Origin of the sequence: Kineococcus rugosus, assembly GCF_050871975.1 — a bacterium.
Classification (GTDB): domain Bacteria; phylum Actinomycetota; class Actinomycetes; order Actinomycetales; family Kineococcaceae; genus Kineococcus.
In genome coordinates, this window is the sequence record NZ_JBJLSJ010000033.1 from 1 (window position 1) to 17,159 (window position 17,159).

Sequence of the window (17,159 nt, forward strand, 5' to 3'; positions counted from 1 at the left end):
CGCCCGCCCGCCCCCCCCCCCCCCCCCCCCCCCCCCCCCCCCCCCCCCCCCCCCCCCCCCCCCCCCCGCCCCCCCCCCCCCCCCCCCCACCAGCCGAGGCTCGACGAGGAGGACCACGGTGTCCGGACAGCACACGACCACCACGGGGACGACGGCGACGGCGGAGGCCCCCGAGGACGCCCTGCTCGCCCGCGTGAGCGCGGGCGAGGGGCAGGGCCGGGAGATCTTCGAACCGGCGACGGGCCGGCTGCTCGGCCACGCGCCGCAGCACGGCGTCGACGACCTCGAACGCGCCCTGGCCGCGGCGGGGTCCGCCCAGGGCGCCTGGGCCGCCCTGGGGCACGCCGAGCGCAGCGCCCGCCTGAACCGCATCGCCGACCGCATCGACGCCGAGGCCGAGGCGCTGGCCCGGCTGCTGGCCCGCGAGCAGGGCAAACCGCTCAACGGGCCGAACGCCCGCTTCGAGGTCGGCGCGTGCTCGGCCTGGCTGCGCGCCACCGCCGCCACCGTGCTGGAGGACGAGGTCGTCGTCGACGACGGGCAGCAGGTCTCGGTGCTCACCTACCGCCCGCTGGGGGTCGTGGCCGCCGTCGGTCCGTGGAACTGGCCGCTGATGATCACCGTCTGGCAGGTCGCCCCGTCGCTGCGGATGGGCAACACCGTCGTCGTCAAACCGTCGGAGTTCACCCCCCTGAGCGTCCTGGCGCTCGTGTCGATCTTCGCCGAGGAACTGCCCGAGGGCGTGCTCACGGCGGTCGCCGGCGGCCGCGACGTCGGCGCCCGGCTGGTGGCCCACCCCGACGTCCGCAAGGTCATGTTCACCGGGTCCACCGCCACCGGCCGCAGGATCGTGGAGAGCTCCGGGGCGAACCTGGCCCGGCTGACCCTCGAGCTCGGCGGGAACGACGCCGGCATCGTCCTGCCCGACGCCGACCCGGCCGCCATCGCCCAGGACCTGTTCTGGGGCGCGTTCATCAACACCGGCCAGACCTGCGCGGCCCTCAAGCGCCTCTACGTGCACGAGTCCCTCCACGACGAGGTCGTCGCCGCCCTCGCCGACGTCGCCCGGGCGATGCCGATGGGCCCGAGCCTCGACGAGGACAGCGTCCTGGGCCCGGTCCAGAACGCCATGCAGTTCGACGTCGTCAAGGGCCTGGTCGACGACGCGAAGCAGCGCGGCGGCACCGTCGTCACCGGGGGGGAACCGGCCACCGAGCTCGGGCCGCTGTTCTACCCGGTCACCCTGGTCACCGGCCTGCACGACGGCGACCCGCTCGTCGACCAGGAGCAGTTCGGCCCCGCCCTGCCCATCGTGGAGTACACCGACGTCGAGGACGCCATCGCCAGCGCCAACCGGCTCGACGTGGGCCTCGGCGCGTCCGTGTGGTCCTCCGACCCCGACCGGGCGCAGGAGGTCGCCGACCGCCTCGAGGCCGGCACCGTCTGGATCAACGCCCACGGTGGCGTGCACCCCATGGCCCCGTTCGGCGGGGTCAAGGGTTCCGGCTACGGCCTGGAGTTCGGCGTCGAAGGGCTCAAGCACGTCGCCGTCCCCAAGGTCGTCACCCGGCGCAAGGGGGCGTGATGGGCCCCGACGCGCGACCCGACGTGATCGTCGTCGGGGCCGGGTCGGCCGGGTCCGTCCTGGCCCGGCGCCTGCTGGACGCCGGCCGCTCCGTTCTGCTGCTCGAAGCCGGGCCCCCCGAGACGAACCCGGCCATCGCCGAACTCGCCCGGCTGGGCGAGCTGTGGCGCTCCGAGGTCGACTGGAACTACTCCACCGTCCCCCAGGCCGGGGCCGGCGGGCGCCGGCTGTTCCTGCCCCGCGGCAAGGTCGTCGGCGGCTCGCACGCCCTGAACGCCTGCATCTGGGTCCGCGGCTGCCGGGAGGACTACGACGGCTGGGCCCGTGCCGGCAACGCGGGCTGGGGCTGGGACGACGTCCTGCCCGTGTTCCGCGACATCGAGAACTTCCAGCACGGGGCCAGCGACGTCCACGGCGCCGACGGGCTGCTCGACGTCGTCGCCGACTACCCGCTGCACCCGCTGCAGCAGGCCGTCCTGGAAGCCGCCCAGCAGGCCGGGATCGACCGCGTCGCCGACTGCAACGCCGGCCGCCTCGACGGCGTCGCCCCCCAGCAGGTCACCACCCGCGACGGGCGGCGCTTCAACACCTGGCACGCCTACCTGCGCCCCGTCCTGGACCACCCCGCCCTGGAGGTCGTCACCGGCGCCTGGGTGCACGACCTGCTCCTCGAGGCCGGCGCCGTGCGCGGGGTCCGGTACGCCCTGCCGGACGGCTCCGTGCAGGAGGTCCGGGCCGACACCGTCGTGCTGTCGGCCGGGGCGCTGGACACCCCGCGGGTCCTGCTGCGCTCGGGCATCGGCCCCGCCGCCGAGCTCGCCGCCCTCGGCGTCGACCCCGTGCACGACCTGCCCGGCGTGGGCAAGAACCTGCACGACCACCTCCTGGTGCCGGTCATCGTGCAGACCGAGCGGGAGATCCCGCTGCCCGGACCGGGCCAGAGCGCCACCCAGGTGCACTGGTGGTGGCGCTCACGGCCGGGCCTGGACCGCCCCGACACCCAGCCGCTGGTGTTCTCCGTGCCGATGTACGGCGACACCCTCAACGGCCCGGCCGACGCGTTCACGATCTACGCCGCGCTGGTGACCCCCCGCAGCCGGGGGACGCTGACGCTGACCGGCCCGGACCCGGCCGACCCGACGGCCATCGACCTGGGCGCGCTGACCCACCCCGACGACGTGACCTCCCTCGTCGCCTCGGTGCAGCAGGCCCGCCAGGTCGCGCGGCAGCCCGCGCTCGCCGGGTGGGGGCCGACCGAGCTGCACCCCGCCGCGGGGCTGGAGGGCCCGGAGCTGGAGGAGTACGTGCGGCAGAACGTCTGCACCTACCACCACCAGGTCGGCACGGCCCGGATGGGGACCGACGAGCTCGCCGTCGTCGACCCGCGGACCCTGGCCGTCCACGGCGTCACCGGCCTGCACGTGGCCGACGCCTCGGTGATCCCGACCATCCCCGCGGGGAACACCAACGCGCCCTCGATCCTGATCGGCGAGAAGGCGGCCCGGGCGCTGATCGCGGCGACGGACGGCGCCGGGGTCGCCGCGGCGGTCTGAGCGCCCCTCCCGGACGCGCGACGGGGCCCGCACCCCCCGAGGGTGCGGGCCTGCGTCGTCGTGCCCCGACCGGGTCGGGGCCCTCAGGCGCCGGCGGAGAACACCCCGGCGAAGAAGCGGGGCAGTTCCTCGCGGTCGGTCAGCGGGACGACCGCGGCGACGTACTGGTCGGGGCGGACGGCCACCACGCACCCGGCGGGGTCGATCCCGCGGTCGGCGAAGACGTCCTCGTCCGGGTGCAGGGCGTGCACCTTCTCGTAGTCGACGAGGCCGAACGGGCCGGTGCGCGGCAGGAACACCGGCGGGACGGTCCCGAGGTCGACCTCGGGGTGCGGCACCGGGAACACGACCTTGACGTCGAAGAGGGCGTCGAGGTCCTCCCCGTCGCGGGTGTGCGCGACGACGGGGGAGGCCGGGTCGGTCGCCAGCCACCGCGCCCACGCGGTCAGCCCCGGCCCGGGGGCGCCGTCGGCGGGGGCGTCGGCGAACGCGTACAGCCGCCAGCGGCCGTCGGCGCGGGCGTGGTGGCCCAGGTGCAGGGGGTTGCCGTCGGCGACGCGGGAGACGCGGGGGGACTTGAACCGCTTGCCGACCGTGAACGCCTTCGCGAGGTCCTGGTGCCCGTCCCCGGCGACGACCTGCGAGGGCGGGTAGTGGGTGCGGAAACCCGCGGGGAACTCCGCGGTCGTCGTGTAGAACTCCCCGAGCTGACCGGGGTCGTCGAAGTCCTCCGGCTTCTTCGCCATGAGGGCCGACCACTCCTTGTCGAAGTCGATGAGGTTCTGCGCGATGACCTGGCGCTCGGCCGAGTAGGTGCGCAGCAGCGAGGCCGGGCTCCGGCCGGTGAGGACGTGCGCGAGCTTCCACCCGAGGTTGAACGCGTCCTGCATGGACACGTTCATGCCCTGCCCGGCCTTCGCGCTGTGGGTGTGGCAGGCGTCGCCGGCGATGAAGACGCGCGGGTCCGGCTCCTCGCCCTCGGGCAGGTCGTGCGGGACGTCGTCGAACCGGTCCGTCAGCCGGTGCCCGACCTCGTACACGCTGTACCAGGCGACGTCCTGCACGTCGAGGGTGTACGGGTGCAGGATCGCGTTGGCCCGCTCGACCGCCGTCTCGACCGTGGTGGCGCGCACCGCACCGGCGTCGTCGGCGGCGGTGTCGCCCAGGTCGACGTACATGCGGAACAGGTGCCCGCCCTCGCGCGGGATGTGCAGGATGCTGCCGCTGCTGGACTGGATCGCGCACTTGGTGCGGATGTCGGGGAAGTCGGTGACGGCCAGGACGTCCATGACGGCCCAGGCGTGCAGGGCGGCGTCACCGGTCAGGGAGCGGCCGATGGAGCGGCGCACCCCGCTGCGGGCCCCGTCGCACCCCACGACGTACTTCGCGTGGACGGTGCGGTCGACACCGGTGGTGGTCCGCAGGTGGACCTCGACGGGGTGCTCACGGCCCTCGTGGACCTGCAGGTCCACGAACTCCCAGCCGTGGTCGGTGCCCATGCGGGTGGGGGAGTCCCGCATGACCTCGGTGAAGTGGTCCAGCACCCGGGCCTGGTTGACGATGAGGTGCGGGAACTCGCTGATGCCGTGCGGGTCGTCCTTCTCGCGCGCGGTGCGGACGATCCGCGAGGGGGCGGACGGGTCCGGCGCCCAGAAGCACATCTCGGTGATGCGGTACGCCTCCTCGGTGATGCGGCCGGCGAACCCGAAGGCCTGGAACGTCTCGACGCTGCGGGCCTGGATGCCGTCGGCCTGGCCGATCTCCAGCCGGCCCTCGCGGCGCTCGACGAGGCGGGTGCTGATCGAGGGGAACTGCGCGAGCTGCGCGGCGAGCAGCACCCCGGCCGGGCCGGCCCCGACGATCAGCACGTCGGCCTCGTCGGGCAGGTCGGCGGACCACGTCGCGCCGGGCGCGGCCGGGGCGACGCGGGGGTCCCCGGAGACGTAGCCGTGGTGGTGGAACTGCATGGTCGGTCCTCCCGGACGTCGATGTCGCGGCCACTCGCGGGGCTCACCCGTGGAGTTCGATATGCGAACTCGTGTTTCGCAAGCAGAACGACGCTAGGGTCGGGCCACGGGCCGGTCAAGTGGACGGCGTCGAGGTGCCTCCCCGGGTTTCCCGGGGTTCGTCGGGGTTCGTCGGGGTTCGTCGGGGTTCGCCGGGGTTCGCCGGGGTTCGCCGGGGAACGGAACGGAGCAGCCGTCGTGGTGGGAGCAGGGACCGCCGTCTCGCAGACGCTGTCGCGCGGGCTGCGGGTGCTGGAGGAACTGGCCGCCGCCCCGCGCGGCCTGAGCGTCGACGAGGTCGCCGGCGCGCTCGGGGTCCACCGCTCCATCGCCTACCGGCTGCTGCGCACCCTGGAGCACCACCGGCTGGCCGAGCGCGACGACGGCGGCCGCTACCGCCCCGGCGTCGGCCTGGCGGTGCTGTCCCGGGGGGTCCTGCCGGACCTGCGGGCCGCCGCCGAGCGCGTCCTGGAACCCCTCGTCGAGGAGCTGGGGATCACGGTGTTCGTCGTCGTGGCCCGTGACCGGGACTGCCTCACGCTGGCCAGCCTGGAACCGCGCCGCGCCGGGGCGGGCCTGGCCCAGCGGCCCGGGACGGTCCACCCGCTGGACCGCGGTGCCCCCGGCCTGGCGCTGCGGGCCGCGGGAGCCCCCGGCGGCACGAGCCGGGCCGCGGAGGTCGAGGAGGTCCGGGCCCGCGGGTACGCCGTGTCGCACGACGAGGTGATCCCCGGCGTGCGCTCGGTGGCCGTGCCGGTGCCGGCCCACCTGGGGGAGCCGTGCGCCCTGGCGGCCGTGCACCTGGACGGCGAGGACGTGCGCGAGGGCGTCGTCGTGGCGCGGCTGCGGGCCGCCGCCGACCGGCTGGCCCGCGACCTGGGGGCCTGAACCTCAGGGGCGCAGGTCGCGCGGGGACGCGCCGAACTCGCTGCGGAACGCGCGGGAGAAGTGCGCCGGGTCGGTGAACCCCCAGCGGCGGCCCACGGCCGCCACCGTCGTCCGGGCCGAGCCGGGGTCCAGCAGGTCGTCACGGCAGCGTTCCAGGCGGCGCCGGCGCACCCACCCGCCCACGGTCCGCCCCTCGGCGTGGAACAGGGCGTGCAGGGTGCGGACCGAGACGTGGTTGGCCGCGGCGATGACCGCCGGGTCCAGGGGCTCGTCGAGGTGGTCCTCGATCCACGCCTGGACCGCGCCCAGCCGCCCGCCGCGCACCGCCCCCGCGCCGAGCACGTCCAGCAGGGTCACCGACAGCAGGGCCGTCGCGGCGCGCACGGTGGTGCCGGAGCGCTCGTGCTCCAGGTGGCCGTGGTCACCGGCGATCTCCTGCAGCAGCGGCGTCAGCAACCGGGCGCTGCCGGCGTCCCCGGCGATGGTGACCGCCAGCAGCTCGCGCACCTGCTCCGCGGCCAGGCCCAGCGCCGCGCCCGGGACCATGAGGACCAGCGCCCGGAACTCCCCGTCCCGCCCCGTGGCGCCGCACAGCTCGTAGTCGTCGGCGGTGTCGTAGACCGCGAGCTGGCCCGGCCCCAGGTCGGCCTCGCGCCCGTGCTGGCGGACGGTGGAGCGACCGCGCAGCTGCAGGGACACCTTGTAGGCGTGCCCGGGCCGCGCGGTGCCGGCCCCGGCGCGGGTGTGCCGGACGAGGTGCCCGCTGCCGGTGGACAGGTCCGAGACGAGGGCGCCGCCGGTGCTGACGGCGTGCATGCGGGCGTGGAAGGGGCCGTGCGAGGTGGCGGTCACGTCGAGGGGGACGAACGCCTCGCCGACCACCCGCTGCCAGCTGCGCACGTCGTGGACCGCGGCGTCCCTGACGATCGTCCGTCCCACCGGTGAAGCCTCCCCGCTCCCGCGCGCTCGCGCGCCCGACCCCCCGATGGTGCCACCGCTCGGCCCCCCGCTCGACACCCCCGTGCTCCGGGTGGGGGGCCGTGAGAGGGTCCTGTGACGTGCCCAAGCTCGTCGACCACGCCGAACGCCGCGACCGGATCATCCGCGCGGCCTGGCGGATCATCGCCGAGCGGGGCATCGACGCCGCCACGATGCGGGAGATCGCCCGCGAGGCCGGGTACGCCAACGGGGCGCTGACCCACTACTTCGCCGACAAGGACTCCCTCCTGCGCGCGGCCTACGAGTACGTGTACGCGGCCACCAACCAGCGGGTCGCCGTCAGCGTGCACGGCCTGACGGGCGTGGAGGCGCTGCGGGCGTTCTGCCGGGAGGTGCTCCCGCTGGACGACCTGACCGTCGACGAGGCCCGCGTGGTGCTGGCGGTGTGGAGCCGGATGACCGTCGACGCCGACCTGCTGGACGTGCACGCGGCGTCCATGCGCGCGTGGCGCGACGACATCGTCCGCTGGCTCGGCGAGGGCCGGGCGCTGGGCCGGGTCCGGTCCGGCACCGCCGACGAGGTGCTCGCCGACCACCTGATCACCCTGCTCATGGGGGCGCAGGTCCTGGTCCTGTCCGGCGACGTCGCCGGGCCGTCGGCCCAGGAGCAGCTCCTGGAGGAGTGGCTCGGGCGCCTCGGCCGTCCCTGAGCCCCACCCGGGAGATCCCGCGGGGAACCCCGTGGACCTCCCGTGGACCTCCCGCGGCCCACCGCCGGGCCGGGGGGGTGGAGCGGGTTCCGCGGAAACGAGAACGTCACGAGGGGTTTTCACGGCGGAAACCCGTGCGGTAACTTTGGTTCTACAGTCGGAGACTCAAAGAGGAGGCCCCATGACCACTGCCCCGCCCGTCGTCACCGCCCCGACCACCACCGCTCCCCACCCCCTGTCCTCGCTGAGCTCCGACGAGATCGCCGCCGTGCGCGAGGTCCTGGCCGGAGCCGGTCTGGTCCACCGGAACACCCGGTTCGTGCACGTGGGACTGGTGGAACCGACCAGGGCCGAACTGCGCGCTCCCGGCGTCCCGGTGCGCCGGGCCCGCGCGCTGCTGCACGACGTCACCGTGGTCGCCGGCCGCGACGTGGTCGTCGACCTCGACACCCGCTCGGTGGAGTCGGTCACCGCGCTGGACGCCGCGACCGACGGTCAGCTGCCCGTCCTGGACGAGGAGTTCGAACTCGTCGAGCAGTTGCTGGCCGCCGACGAGCGCTGGCTGGCGGCGCTGGCCGCGCGCGACCTCGACGTCGCCGACGTGCGCGTCGCGCCGCTGTCGGCCGGGGTCTTCGAGTACGAGGACGAGGTCGGCAGACGCGTCCTGCGCGGCCTGGCGTTCCGCCAGGACCACCCCGCCGACCACGCCTGGGCGCACCCGGTCGACGGCCTGGTCGGCTACGTCGACGTCATCGCCCGGGAGGTCACCCAGGTCCTCGACCTCGGTGCCGTCCCCGTCCCGGAGGGGTCGGGGAACTACGACGACCCGGCCGTGCGCGGGGAGTACCGCACCAGCCAGAGACCCATCTCCATCACCCAGCCCGAGGGTCCCAGCTTCACCCTCGACGGCGACCTGCTGCAGTGGGAGAACTTCTCCGTCCGCATCGGGTTCGACGCCCGCGAAGGCCTGGTCCTGCACCAGCTCTCGTTCTTCGACCGCGATCAGGGCCGGGACCGCCCGATCGTCCACCGGGCCTCGATCGCCGAGATGGTCGTGCCCTACGCCGACCCCTCCCCGGTGCGGTCCTGGCAGAACTACTTCGACACCGGCGAGTACCTGGTGGGGCGGTACGCCAACGCCCTGGAACTGGGCTGCGACTGCGTCGGGGAGATCACCTACCTCGACGCCGTCATCGCCGACGAGCTCGGCCACCCCCGTGTCCTGCCGAACGCGATCTGCCTGCACGAGGAGGACTACGGCATCCTCTTCAAGCACACCGACCTGTGGGCGGGCACGTCCGCGGTGCGCCGGCAGCGCCGGATGGTGGTCTCGTTCTTCACCACGATCGGGAACTACGACTACGGGTTCTACTGGTACCTCTACCTCGACGGGACCATCGAGTTCGAGGCCAAGGCCACCGGGATCGTGTTCACCTCCGCCTACCCCGGGGCCCGCGAGGACGGTTCGCCGTACCCGTACGCCTCGGAGATCGCCCCCGGCCTGGGGGCGCCGTACCACCAGCACCTGTTCTCGGCGCGGCTGGACATGGCCGTGGACTCCGGGCTCGACGACGCCACCGGGAACTCGGTGGAGGAGATCGACGTCCAGCGCGTCCCGACCGGTCCGGAGAACCCGCGCGGCAACGCCTTCACCACCCGCGTCACCCCGCTGCGCACCGAGCTGCAGGCCCGTCGCAAGGCCGACCCGGCCGCCGCCCGGGTGTGGCACGTCTCCAACCCGAACCGGCTGAACGCGCTGGGCCGCCCGGTGGCCTACGCGCTGTTCCCCGAGGGGCAGCCGACGCTGCTGGCCGCCGACGACTCCTCCATCGCGCGGCGCGCGGCGTTCGCCACCGAGCACCTGTGGGTCACCGCCCACGACCCCGCCCAGCGGTACTCCGCGGGCGACTTCGTCAACCAGCACCACGGGGGTGCGGGCCTGCCGGAGTTCACGGCCGGTGACCGCAGCGTCGAGGACACCGACCTCGTGGTCTGGCACACGTTCGGGCTGACCCACGTGCCCCGCCCGGAGGACTGGCCGATCATGCCGGTCGACTACACCGGGTTCAAGCTCAAGCCGGTGGGTTTCTTCGACCGCAACCCCACCCTGGACGTGCCGCCCACCCGCAGCGCCCACTGCTCCACCGGTGGGACCGGTGCGACCGGTGGGGCCGACGGCTCCTGCCACGCGGCGGACCCCCGTGGCTGAGGCCACCGCCTCCGGCCCGGCGACCGCCACCCCGCCCGGCGGTGGGCTGCGCGGGACGATCGGGGTCCCCGGCATCGTGTTCCTCGTCGTCGCCTCCGCCGCCCCGCTGACCGCCATCGGCGGCGCGCTGCCGGTGATGCTCGCCATCGGCAACGGCGCGGGAACCCCGCTGGCCTACCTCGTGGTCGCCGTCGTCCTGCTGCTGTTCAGCACCGGGTACGCCGCGATGAGCCGGCACGTCACCGACACCGGCGCGTTCTTCGCCTACGTCACCCGGGGGCTCGGCCGCCGGGCCGGGCTGGGCGGGGCCGGCCTGGCGCTGCTGACCTACACCGCCGTCCAGGCGGGGATCTACGGCCTGGCCGCCACGACGCTGGGGGGCCTGGTCGTGCAGCACGGCGGCCCGGACCTGCCGTGGTGGCTGTGGGCGGTGGTGCTCGTCGCGGTCGTCGCGGTGCTGGGCTACCGCAACATCGACCTCGGCGCGAAGGTCCTGGGCGTCCTGCTGGTCCTGGAGATCGGTGTCGTCGCCGTGCTGTCGGTGGCGGTGTTCGTCCAGGGCGGCCCGGAGGGGACGTCGCTGACCTCGTTCACCCCGTCGGCGTTCACCCAGGGCTCGCCGGGGATCGCGCTGATGTTCGCGATCGCCTCGTTCATCGGTTTCGAGGCCACCGCGATCTACGGCGAGGAGGCCCGCGACCCGCAGCGGACCGTGCCGATCGCGACGTACGTCGCGGTCACCCTCATCGGGGTGTTCTACGCCTTCGCCAGCTGGGCGGTGGTGACCGCGGTGGGGCCCTCCCAGGTGGGAACAGTGGCCGGGGAGCACATCGCCGACCTCGTCGTCGGGGTGGTCAGCGGCCAGTACCTGGGGTCCTTCGGGAACCAGGTCCTGCCGGTCCTGCTGTTCACCAGCCTGTTCGCCGCGCTGCTGGCGTTCCACAACGCGATCTCGCGGTACTTCTTCGCCCTGGGCCGCGACGGGGCGATGCCGCGGTTCCTCTCGCGCACCCACCACCGCCACGGGTCCCCGCACACCGGGTCGGTCGTCCAGACGGTGACCGCGCTGGTCGTCCTGGCCGTGTTCGCCGTGGCCGGCGCCGACCCGGTCGCGGAGCTGTTCACCTGGATGTCGGGGCTGGCCACGCTCAGCGTGATCGTCCTCATGCTGCTGGCCTGCGCCGCGGTGCTGGTGTTCTTCGCCCGCACCCGCGTCGACCGGCGCGCGTGGAACACCGTGGTCGCCCCCGGGCTGGGTGGCCTCGGTCTGCTGGGGGTCCTGGTCGCGGTCCTGAGCAACTTCACGACCCTCATCGGGGGTTCGCCGGCGTTGGCGTGGTCCTTCGTCGGCCTGGTGGTCCTGGCCTTCGCCGCCGGGTCCGCCCTGTCCGCCCGGCGCCCGGTCGCGCGGTGACCTCCGGGACGAGCGCCGGGCTGCACCTGGCCGCGGCCGTCGTGGGGTTCCTCGCGGCGGCCGCCGGCGGCTGGGCCGGCCGGCGGCACGGCCGCGCCGAACGGACCGCGCACGCGGTCATGACGGCGGCCATGCTCGCCGGCCTGCTCGCCGCCGCGGGGGTCGCGGTGCCGTTCGCCGTGCTGCCGCTGCTGGTCCTCGCCGCGTGGGGGACGGCCTGGGGGACGGCCTGGGCCGCGGTGGGCGCGGCCCCCGCGGCCGACCGCCGGACCCCGCTGGCGGTGGACCTGCTGGCGACCGCCGCGCTGCTCCTGCTGCTGCCCGCCGGGACCGGGCACGGCGGACTCCCGGCCGGGGACCACCTGCACCGCAGCGGGTCCGGGCTCACCGCGGTGCTCGCGCTGGCGGTGTCCTGCGGGTGGCTGGCCGCGGCCGTCCTGCGGTGCCGGGCGGCCGGACCGCGGCTGCCGTCGGTGTGCGCGGCCGGGATGGCCGGCAGCATGGTCGTCATGGCGGCCGCCGGGTTCTGACCCGCCTCCCCGCCCCGCGAGAGGCAGGGGTGCCGGTACCGCCGTCCCTGCCTACGCTGGGCGCGTGATCCTCATCGTCGTGAAGTGGCCCGTCAAGCCCGAGCTGTCCGACCGCTGGCCCGAGCTCGTCCGCGAGTTCACCGAGGCGGTGCGGGCCGAGCCGGGCAACCTGTTCTTCGACTGGTCCCGCGGCGTCGAGGACCCGAACCTGTGGACCCTCGTCGAGGGGTTCGCCGACGACGAGGCCGGGAAGGTGCACGTCGCCTCCGAGCACTTCCGGAAGGCCATCGGCCAGATGCCCGACTACGTCGCCGCGCAGCCGCAGATCATCTACGTCGAGGCTCCCGGGACCGCCGGTTTCGGGCCGATGGGCGAGGTCCAGCCCCGCGGCTGACGCCCCGCGGTCCCGCCCTCCCCTCCCGAGGGCGGGACCGCCGGGGACCTCAGGACCGCAGGGCCTCGCGCAGGAACGCGACGGCCTGCGCGACGGCGGCCTTCGCCGCGTGGGTGCCGTGCAGGGAGTTGACCATGACGAAGTCGTGGACGATGCCCTGGTAACGCACCGCGGTGACCGGGACGCCGGCCCGGCGCAGCTTGGCCGCGTAGGCCTCGCCCTCGTCGCGCAGCACGTCGGCCTCGGCGGTGATCACCAGCGCCGGGGGCAGGCCCGTCAGCTGCTCGGTCGTGGCGCGCAGCGGGGAGACGGTGATCGCGCCGCGGTCGGTCTCGGGGGTCGTGTACTGGTCCCAGAACCACTTCATGCCCTCGCGGGCCAGGAAGTAGCCCTCGGCGAACTCGTGGTAGGAGCCGGTGTCGAAGCTCGCGTCGGTGACCGGGTAGAAGAGCACCTGCGCGGCCGGCGCGGCGGCGCCGCGCTCCTTGACCATGAGGGTCAGGGCGATGGCCATGTTGCCGCCGACGGAGTCGCCGGCCAGGGCCACCCGGGAACCGTCCAGGCCGTGCTCGCCGCCGTGCTCGCGGACCCAGGTCAGGGCGGTGTAGGACTGCTCGTTGGCGACGGGGTGCTTCGCCTCGGGGGAGCGGTCGTACTCGGGGAAGACCACGGCGGCGCCGGTGCCGACGGCCAGGTCGCGGACCAGGCGGTCGTGGGTGTGGGCGTCGCCGAAGACCCAGCCGGCGCCGTGGGTGTACAGGACCACCGGCAGCTGACCCGTCGCGCCGGCGGGCCGCACGACGCGGACCCGGACGCTGCCGGTGGGGCCGCCGGGGACGGTGATCCACTCCTCGTCGACGGCGGGCTTGTCGATGGGCTCGTCCTGGACGCCGTCGACGGCCTTGCGCCCGTCCTCGGGGGCCAGCTGGTACAGGAAGGGCGGTTCGCTGGTGGCGTCGACGAAGGCCTGCGCGGCCGGTTCGAGGGCGATGTTCTTCGGGTTGCCGGGCACGGGAGCGCTCCTGGGTCGGACGGTCGTTGACCCTTCCATCATCGTCCGGTCGCGGCCCCGCACCGGCTCCTGGTCCTGACCCTGACAGGACCTGGCTCGCCCCGGGAGTGCCGCCTAGCGTCCCCGGGGCGCCGTCCCCCGGACGGCGCCCCGACCGCGCCGCGCCCGTCCCGAGAGGTGGAACCCCGTGTCCCAGAACGCCGCCGAGAACGTCCCCGAGAACACCCCCGAGAACGCCCCCGAGGACGCCCCGGTCGCCGTCCTCGTGCACGGCGCCTTCGCCGAGTCCGCCTCCTGGGCCGAGGTCGTCGAAACCTTGCACGACCGCGGCGTGCCGACCGTCGCCGTCGCCAACCCGCTGCGGTCGGTCGACTCCGACGCCGCCTACCTCGTGGACGTCGTCCGCGGTCTGGGCCGCCCCGTCGTCCTCGTCGGGCACTCCTACGGCGGGATGGTCGTCACCGAGGCCGCCGACGCGCTCGGCGACCTCGTCCGCGGCCTCGTCTACGTCGCCGCGTTCGTGCCCGAGCGCGGCGAGAGCGCCCTGGAGCTGTCCGGCCGCCACCCCGGCAGCACCCTGGGGGAGACGCTGCTGAGCTACCCGCTCACCGGCGGCGGCCAGGAGTTCCGCATCGACCCGGCGAGGTTCGCGGCCCAGTTCGCCGCCGACGTCCCCGCCGCGACCGCCGAGGTCATGGCCCTCACGCAGCGCCCGGTGACCGAAGCCGCTCTGGCGCAGCCGCTGTCGGTGGAGCCGGCCTGGAAGCGGGTCCCGTCGTGGTCGGTGTACGGGGACGCCGACCTGAACATCCCCGCGGCCGCGCAGGAGGAGATGGCCGAACGCGCCGGGGTCCGGCACAGCACCGTCGTCGCGGGCGGTTCGCACGCCGTCGCCGTCTCCCACCCCGACGCCGTCGCGACCGCCGTCCTCGACGCCGTCGGCGTGGTGGCCCTCGCCTGACCCCACCCGCGCCGAACTGCACCCTCCGTGAAGATCGGCGGATCTTCTCGCCCGGGCCGTCTGGTGACGGCCCGGGCGCTCGCGCATCGTGGGGCCACCGACACCACGAGAGACGAGGGAAGCCGACGATGCCCGACCCCGCCCAGCACCCGATGGACGACGACCTCGGCTGGTCGCTGAAGCTCGGCCTCGCCGAGGCCATGGTCCCGCTCATCGGGCGGCTGCACCGCGACCACGGCGTGACGGTGACCGTCCACGGCCGCAGCCTCGTCGGCAAGTCCGTGGTCGGCCTCGTCAAGGCCCACCGGTTCGCCCGCCACGTCGACGACGTGGAACTGTCCCTGGAGGGCAGCCTGGAACTCCTCCAGGTGCTGTGCCGATTGCCGCTGTCGCCGGCCGTGGTCGACCTGGCCCGGCTCGCCGGGGCCGGGACCACCGACGAGGCCGCCGTCCGCGCCGCGCTGGCCCCCCTGGACCCCGCCGTCGCCGGGGGGCCGCGCCCGCGCGGCGGCCGCGACGTCGTGCTCTACGGGTTCGGCCGCATCGGCCGCCTGCTGGCCCGGATCCTCGTCGAGCACGGCGACGACCCCTGGGGGCTGCGGCTGCGCGCCGTCGTGGTCCGGCGCGGCGGGCCGAACGACCTGACCAAGCGGGCCAGCCTCCTGCGCCGGGACTCCGTGCACGGCGCGTTCGCCGGGACCATCACGGTCGACGAGGAGAACGAGCGCATCCACGCCAACGGCACCACGATCCAGGTCGTCTACTCCGACGACCCGGCCACCGTGGACTACGCCCGGTACGGCATCACCGACGCCCTGGTCATCGACAACACCGGGAAGTGGCGCGACGCCGAGGGACTGTCGCAGCACCTGCGCAGCACCGGGGTCGGCCGGGTGCTGCTGACCGCGCCCGGGAAGGGGTCGGTGAAGAACGTCGTCCACGGCCTGAACCAGGACACGCTCACCGCCGACGACCGGATCGCCTCGGCGGCCTCGTGCACCACCAACGCGATCGCGCCGGTGCTGAAGGTCGTGAACGACCGGTTCGGGATCGTGCGCGGGCACGTGGAGACGGTCCACTCCTTCACCAACGACCAGAACCTCATCGACAACTTCCACAAGGGGGACCGCCGCGGCCGGTCGGCCGTGCTGAACATGGTGCTCACCGAGACCGGTGCCGCCAAGGCCGTCGCCAAGGCGCTGCCGGAACTGGAGGGCAAGCTCACGGGGAACTCGATCCGGGTACCCACCCCCGACGTCTCCCTGGCCGTGCTGCACCTGACGCTGGAACGGCCCGTCGAGCGCGCCGACCTCAACGAGTACCTGCGGCAGGTGTCGCTGGACTCGCCGTGGCAGGACCAGATCGACTACACCGATTCCCCCGAGGTCGTCTCGACCGACTTCATCGGCACCCGCAAGACGGGCGTCGTGGACGCGCTGGCGACCATCGTGGCCGGAGACACCGCGATCCTCTACGTCTGGTACGACAACGAGCGCGGGTACTGCGAGCAGGTGCTGCGGGTGGCGCGGACGTTCCAGGGTCTGGACCGCCCCGTGTTCCCGGCCGTGCGCGCCGTGCGGGACGCGCCCGTCGCCACCGCCTGAACCTCCCGGGCCCCGCTCCGCGGGGGAGAACCGGAACAGAGGGTACCCTCACCCCTCCACCCCGTTCGGGCGCACCGCCCGACCCACGGAAGGCTCCTCCATGACGCGTCTCGTCCTCCTCGGCCCGCCCGGCGCGGGCAAGGGCACCCAGGCTGCCCTGCTGTCCGACCGCCTCGGTGTCCCCGCCGTCTCCACCGGCGACACCTTCCGCGCCCACGTGGCGCAGGGCACCGAGCTGGGCAAGACGGTCAAGGAGTACCTCGACGCCGGGCGGTACGTGCCGGACACCGTGACCAACGCGGTGGTCCGCGACCGGTTGCAGCAGGACGACGTCGCCGCGGGGTTCATCCTCGACGGGTACCCGCGCACCGTCGACCAGGTCCGCGAGCTGGACGGCGTGCTCGCGGCGTCGGGGGTGGCGCTGGACCACATCCTGGAGATCACCGCCGACGTCGACGAGCTGGTGCGCCGGCTGTCGGCGCGCGCGCTCGCGCAGGGCCGCTCGGACGACACCGAGGACGTCGTCCGCACCCGCCTGCGGGTCTACGCCGAGCAGACGGCCCCGCTGGTCGAGGTCTACTCCGAGCGCGGCCTGCTGCGGTCGGTGGACGGGCTGGGGGAGGTCGCCGACGTCACCGGGCGGCTGCTGGCGGCCCTGGGCCCGGCGCCCGTCGCGGTCGCCTGACGACCGGTCCCCGCCGTCCCCCGCCCGGGTGACCCGGCTGGTTGAGGGTTGAACCTGTCGGCCGGACGGCGCACCCTGGGGCCACCGGGGCGGACGTCGCCCGGTGGACGGGGAGCAGGCACGTGGTGGGACGCGCGGGGACGACGGGGCAGGACGCGATCGGGGCGCCCGCGGGCGGGTGGTGGGACGATCTCGCGCGCGCCGTCGCCGCCGGCGACCGCCGGGTGACCGTCGAGGACGCCGCCGGCCGCCGCTTCGTGGTGCTGTCCGAGGAGCGGTACCGCGAGCTGGAGGAGGCCGGGCGCCGCGCCGCCGGTACCGGCGCGGCCCGCGCGTCCCTGACCGCGCGGGAGCTGGAGGTGCTGCGGCTCGTCGCCGCCGGGCACCCGGGCGCGGTCGTGGCCGAGCGCCTGGGCCTGGCCCCCAACACCGTCGCCCAGCACCTGACCGCGGTGCGCCGCAAGTACGGCGTGCGGTCCTCGGCGGCCGCGGCCGCCGCCGCCCGCGAGGACGGGCTGCTCGGCTGAGAGCCCCCGGTCGGAGTCGAGCCGACGACCTACCGCTTACAAGGCGGTTGCTCTGGCCACTGAGCTACGGGGGCGTGCGCACGGTGTGCGCCCCCGAGTCTAGCCACAGCGCCCCCTGCCGCCCCCGTCGTCGCCGTCCCGC

General features: G+C 74.8%; 15 protein-coding genes and 1 tRNA gene. 12 read left to right on the forward strand and 4 right to left on the reverse strand.

Annotation, left to right across the window (positions count from 1 at the left end; all coding sequences use genetic code 11):
• Positions 1-118: 118 nt before the first annotated feature.
• The gene (locus ACRYM6_RS17560) at positions 119-1,585 is read left to right on the forward strand and encodes an aldehyde dehydrogenase family protein (protein WP_432544172.1); all 1,467 of its coding nucleotides are present in this window, start codon (positions 119-121) and stop codon (positions 1,583-1,585) included.
• A complete protein-coding gene (locus ACRYM6_RS17565) occupies positions 1,585-3,138 on the forward strand; it encodes a GMC family oxidoreductase (RefSeq protein WP_432544173.1) in 1,554 nt (517 codons plus the stop codon). The genes ACRYM6_RS17560 and ACRYM6_RS17565 overlap by 1 nt, the downstream gene beginning before the upstream one ends.
• Positions 3,139-3,221: 83 nt before the next feature.
• Here the strand turns inward: ACRYM6_RS17565 and ACRYM6_RS17570 are convergent, their stop codons facing one another.
• The gene (locus ACRYM6_RS17570) at positions 3,222-5,105 is read right to left on the reverse strand and encodes an FAD-dependent monooxygenase (protein WP_432544174.1); all 1,884 of its coding nucleotides are present in this window, start codon (positions 5,103-5,105) and stop codon (positions 3,222-3,224) included.
• Between the two features lie 237 nt (positions 5,106-5,342).
• On the opposite strand from ACRYM6_RS17570, the gene ACRYM6_RS17575 reads away from it, so the two are divergent.
• Complete coding sequence (locus tag ACRYM6_RS17575; protein WP_432544175.1) at positions 5,343-6,032, forward strand: IclR family transcriptional regulator; 690 nt, start codon at positions 5,343-5,345, stop codon at positions 6,030-6,032.
• Between the two features lie 3 nt (positions 6,033-6,035).
• Here ACRYM6_RS17575 and ACRYM6_RS17580 read toward each other — a convergent pair whose 3' ends face one another.
• Entirely contained in the window at positions 6,036-6,971 is a 936-nt protein-coding gene (locus tag ACRYM6_RS17580) for an AraC-like ligand-binding domain-containing protein (protein WP_432544176.1), read from the reverse strand.
• A 119-nt stretch (positions 6,972-7,090) separates the two neighbouring features.
• Between ACRYM6_RS17580 and ACRYM6_RS17585 the strand changes: the two genes are divergently transcribed.
• The 5 genes from ACRYM6_RS17585 (at position 7,091) to ACRYM6_RS17605 (ending at position 12,228) form a co-directional block, all read left to right on the forward strand.
• Positions 7,091-7,681 (forward strand): TetR/AcrR family transcriptional regulator, encoded by a 591-nt coding sequence (locus tag ACRYM6_RS17585; protein ID WP_432544177.1) that lies wholly within the window; start codon positions 7,091-7,093, stop codon positions 7,679-7,681.
• A 181-nt stretch (positions 7,682-7,862) separates the two neighbouring features.
• Positions 7,863-9,890 (forward strand): primary-amine oxidase, encoded by a 2,028-nt coding sequence (locus ACRYM6_RS17590; protein WP_432544178.1) that lies wholly within the window; start codon positions 7,863-7,865, stop codon positions 9,888-9,890.
• Entirely contained in the window at positions 9,883-11,304 is a 1,422-nt protein-coding gene (locus ACRYM6_RS17595; protein ID WP_432544179.1) for an APC family permease, read from the forward strand. The genes ACRYM6_RS17590 and ACRYM6_RS17595 overlap by 8 nt, the downstream gene beginning before the upstream one ends.
• Positions 11,301-11,834, forward strand: coding sequence for a hypothetical protein (locus ACRYM6_RS17600; RefSeq protein ID WP_432544180.1), 534 nt, complete (start codon positions 11,301-11,303; stop codon positions 11,832-11,834). The genes ACRYM6_RS17595 and ACRYM6_RS17600 overlap by 4 nt, the downstream gene beginning before the upstream one ends.
• A gap of 64 nt (positions 11,835-11,898) precedes the next feature.
• On the forward strand, positions 11,899-12,228 hold the full coding sequence (locus ACRYM6_RS17605) for a putative quinol monooxygenase (protein ID WP_432544181.1): 330 nt from the start codon (positions 11,899-11,901) through the stop codon (positions 12,226-12,228).
• 49 nt (positions 12,229-12,277) lie between these two features.
• On the opposite strand, the gene ACRYM6_RS17610 is transcribed toward ACRYM6_RS17605, so the two are convergent.
• Positions 12,278-13,240, reverse strand: a complete 963-nt coding sequence (locus tag ACRYM6_RS17610) for an alpha/beta hydrolase (RefSeq protein WP_432544182.1) — start codon at positions 13,238-13,240, stop codon at positions 12,278-12,280.
• 187 nt (positions 13,241-13,427) lie between these two features.
• Here ACRYM6_RS17610 and ACRYM6_RS17615 point away from each other — a divergent pair, with 187 nt between their 5' ends.
• The 4 genes from ACRYM6_RS17615 (at position 13,428) to ACRYM6_RS17630 (ending at position 17,017) form a co-directional block, all read left to right on the forward strand.
• Positions 13,428-14,201: an alpha/beta fold hydrolase gene (locus ACRYM6_RS17615; protein WP_432544183.1), complete on the forward strand. Its 774-nt coding sequence runs from the start codon at positions 13,428-13,430 to the stop codon at positions 14,199-14,201.
• Positions 14,202-14,329: 128 nt separating this feature from the next.
• A complete protein-coding gene (locus ACRYM6_RS17620; RefSeq protein WP_432544184.1) occupies positions 14,330-15,805 on the forward strand; it encodes a glyceraldehyde-3-phosphate dehydrogenase in 1,476 nt (491 codons plus the stop codon).
• A gap of 100 nt (positions 15,806-15,905) precedes the next feature.
• Positions 15,906-16,490 carry an adenylate kinase gene (locus ACRYM6_RS17625; RefSeq protein WP_432544185.1) on the forward strand — a complete coding sequence of 195 codons (585 nt, stop codon included), beginning with the start codon at positions 15,906-15,908 and terminating at the stop codon, positions 16,488-16,490.
• A gap of 122 nt (positions 16,491-16,612) precedes the next feature.
• Positions 16,613-17,017, forward strand: a complete 405-nt coding sequence (locus ACRYM6_RS17630) for a response regulator transcription factor (RefSeq protein WP_432544186.1) — start codon at positions 16,613-16,615, stop codon at positions 17,015-17,017.
• Position 17,018: 1 nt separating this feature from the next.
• Here the strand turns inward: ACRYM6_RS17630 and ACRYM6_RS17635 are convergent.
• Positions 17,019-17,091: transfer RNA gene (locus ACRYM6_RS17635), tRNA-Thr, on the reverse strand.
• Between the last annotated feature and the right edge of the window lie 68 nt (positions 17,092-17,159).

Excerpts from the sequence above, each read along its gene's own strand:
- ACRYM6_RS17565 (WP_432544173.1), top strand. The coding sequence starts at position 1,585 with ATGGGCCCCGACGCGCGACCCGACGTGATCGTCGTCGGGGCCGGGTCG.
- ACRYM6_RS17625 (WP_432544185.1), top strand. The coding sequence starts at position 15,906 with ATGACGCGTCTCGTCCTCCTCGGCCCGCCCGGCGCGGGCAAGGGCACC.
- ACRYM6_RS17590 (WP_432544178.1), top strand. The coding sequence starts at position 7,863 with ATGACCACTGCCCCGCCCGTCGTCACCGCCCCGACCACCACCGCTCCC.
- ACRYM6_RS17620 (WP_432544184.1), top strand. The coding sequence starts at position 14,330 with ATGCCCGACCCCGCCCAGCACCCGATGGACGACGACCTCGGCTGGTCG.
- ACRYM6_RS17570 (WP_432544174.1), bottom strand. The coding sequence starts at position 5,105 with ATGCAGTTCCACCACCACGGCTACGTCTCCGGGGACCCCCGCGTCGCC.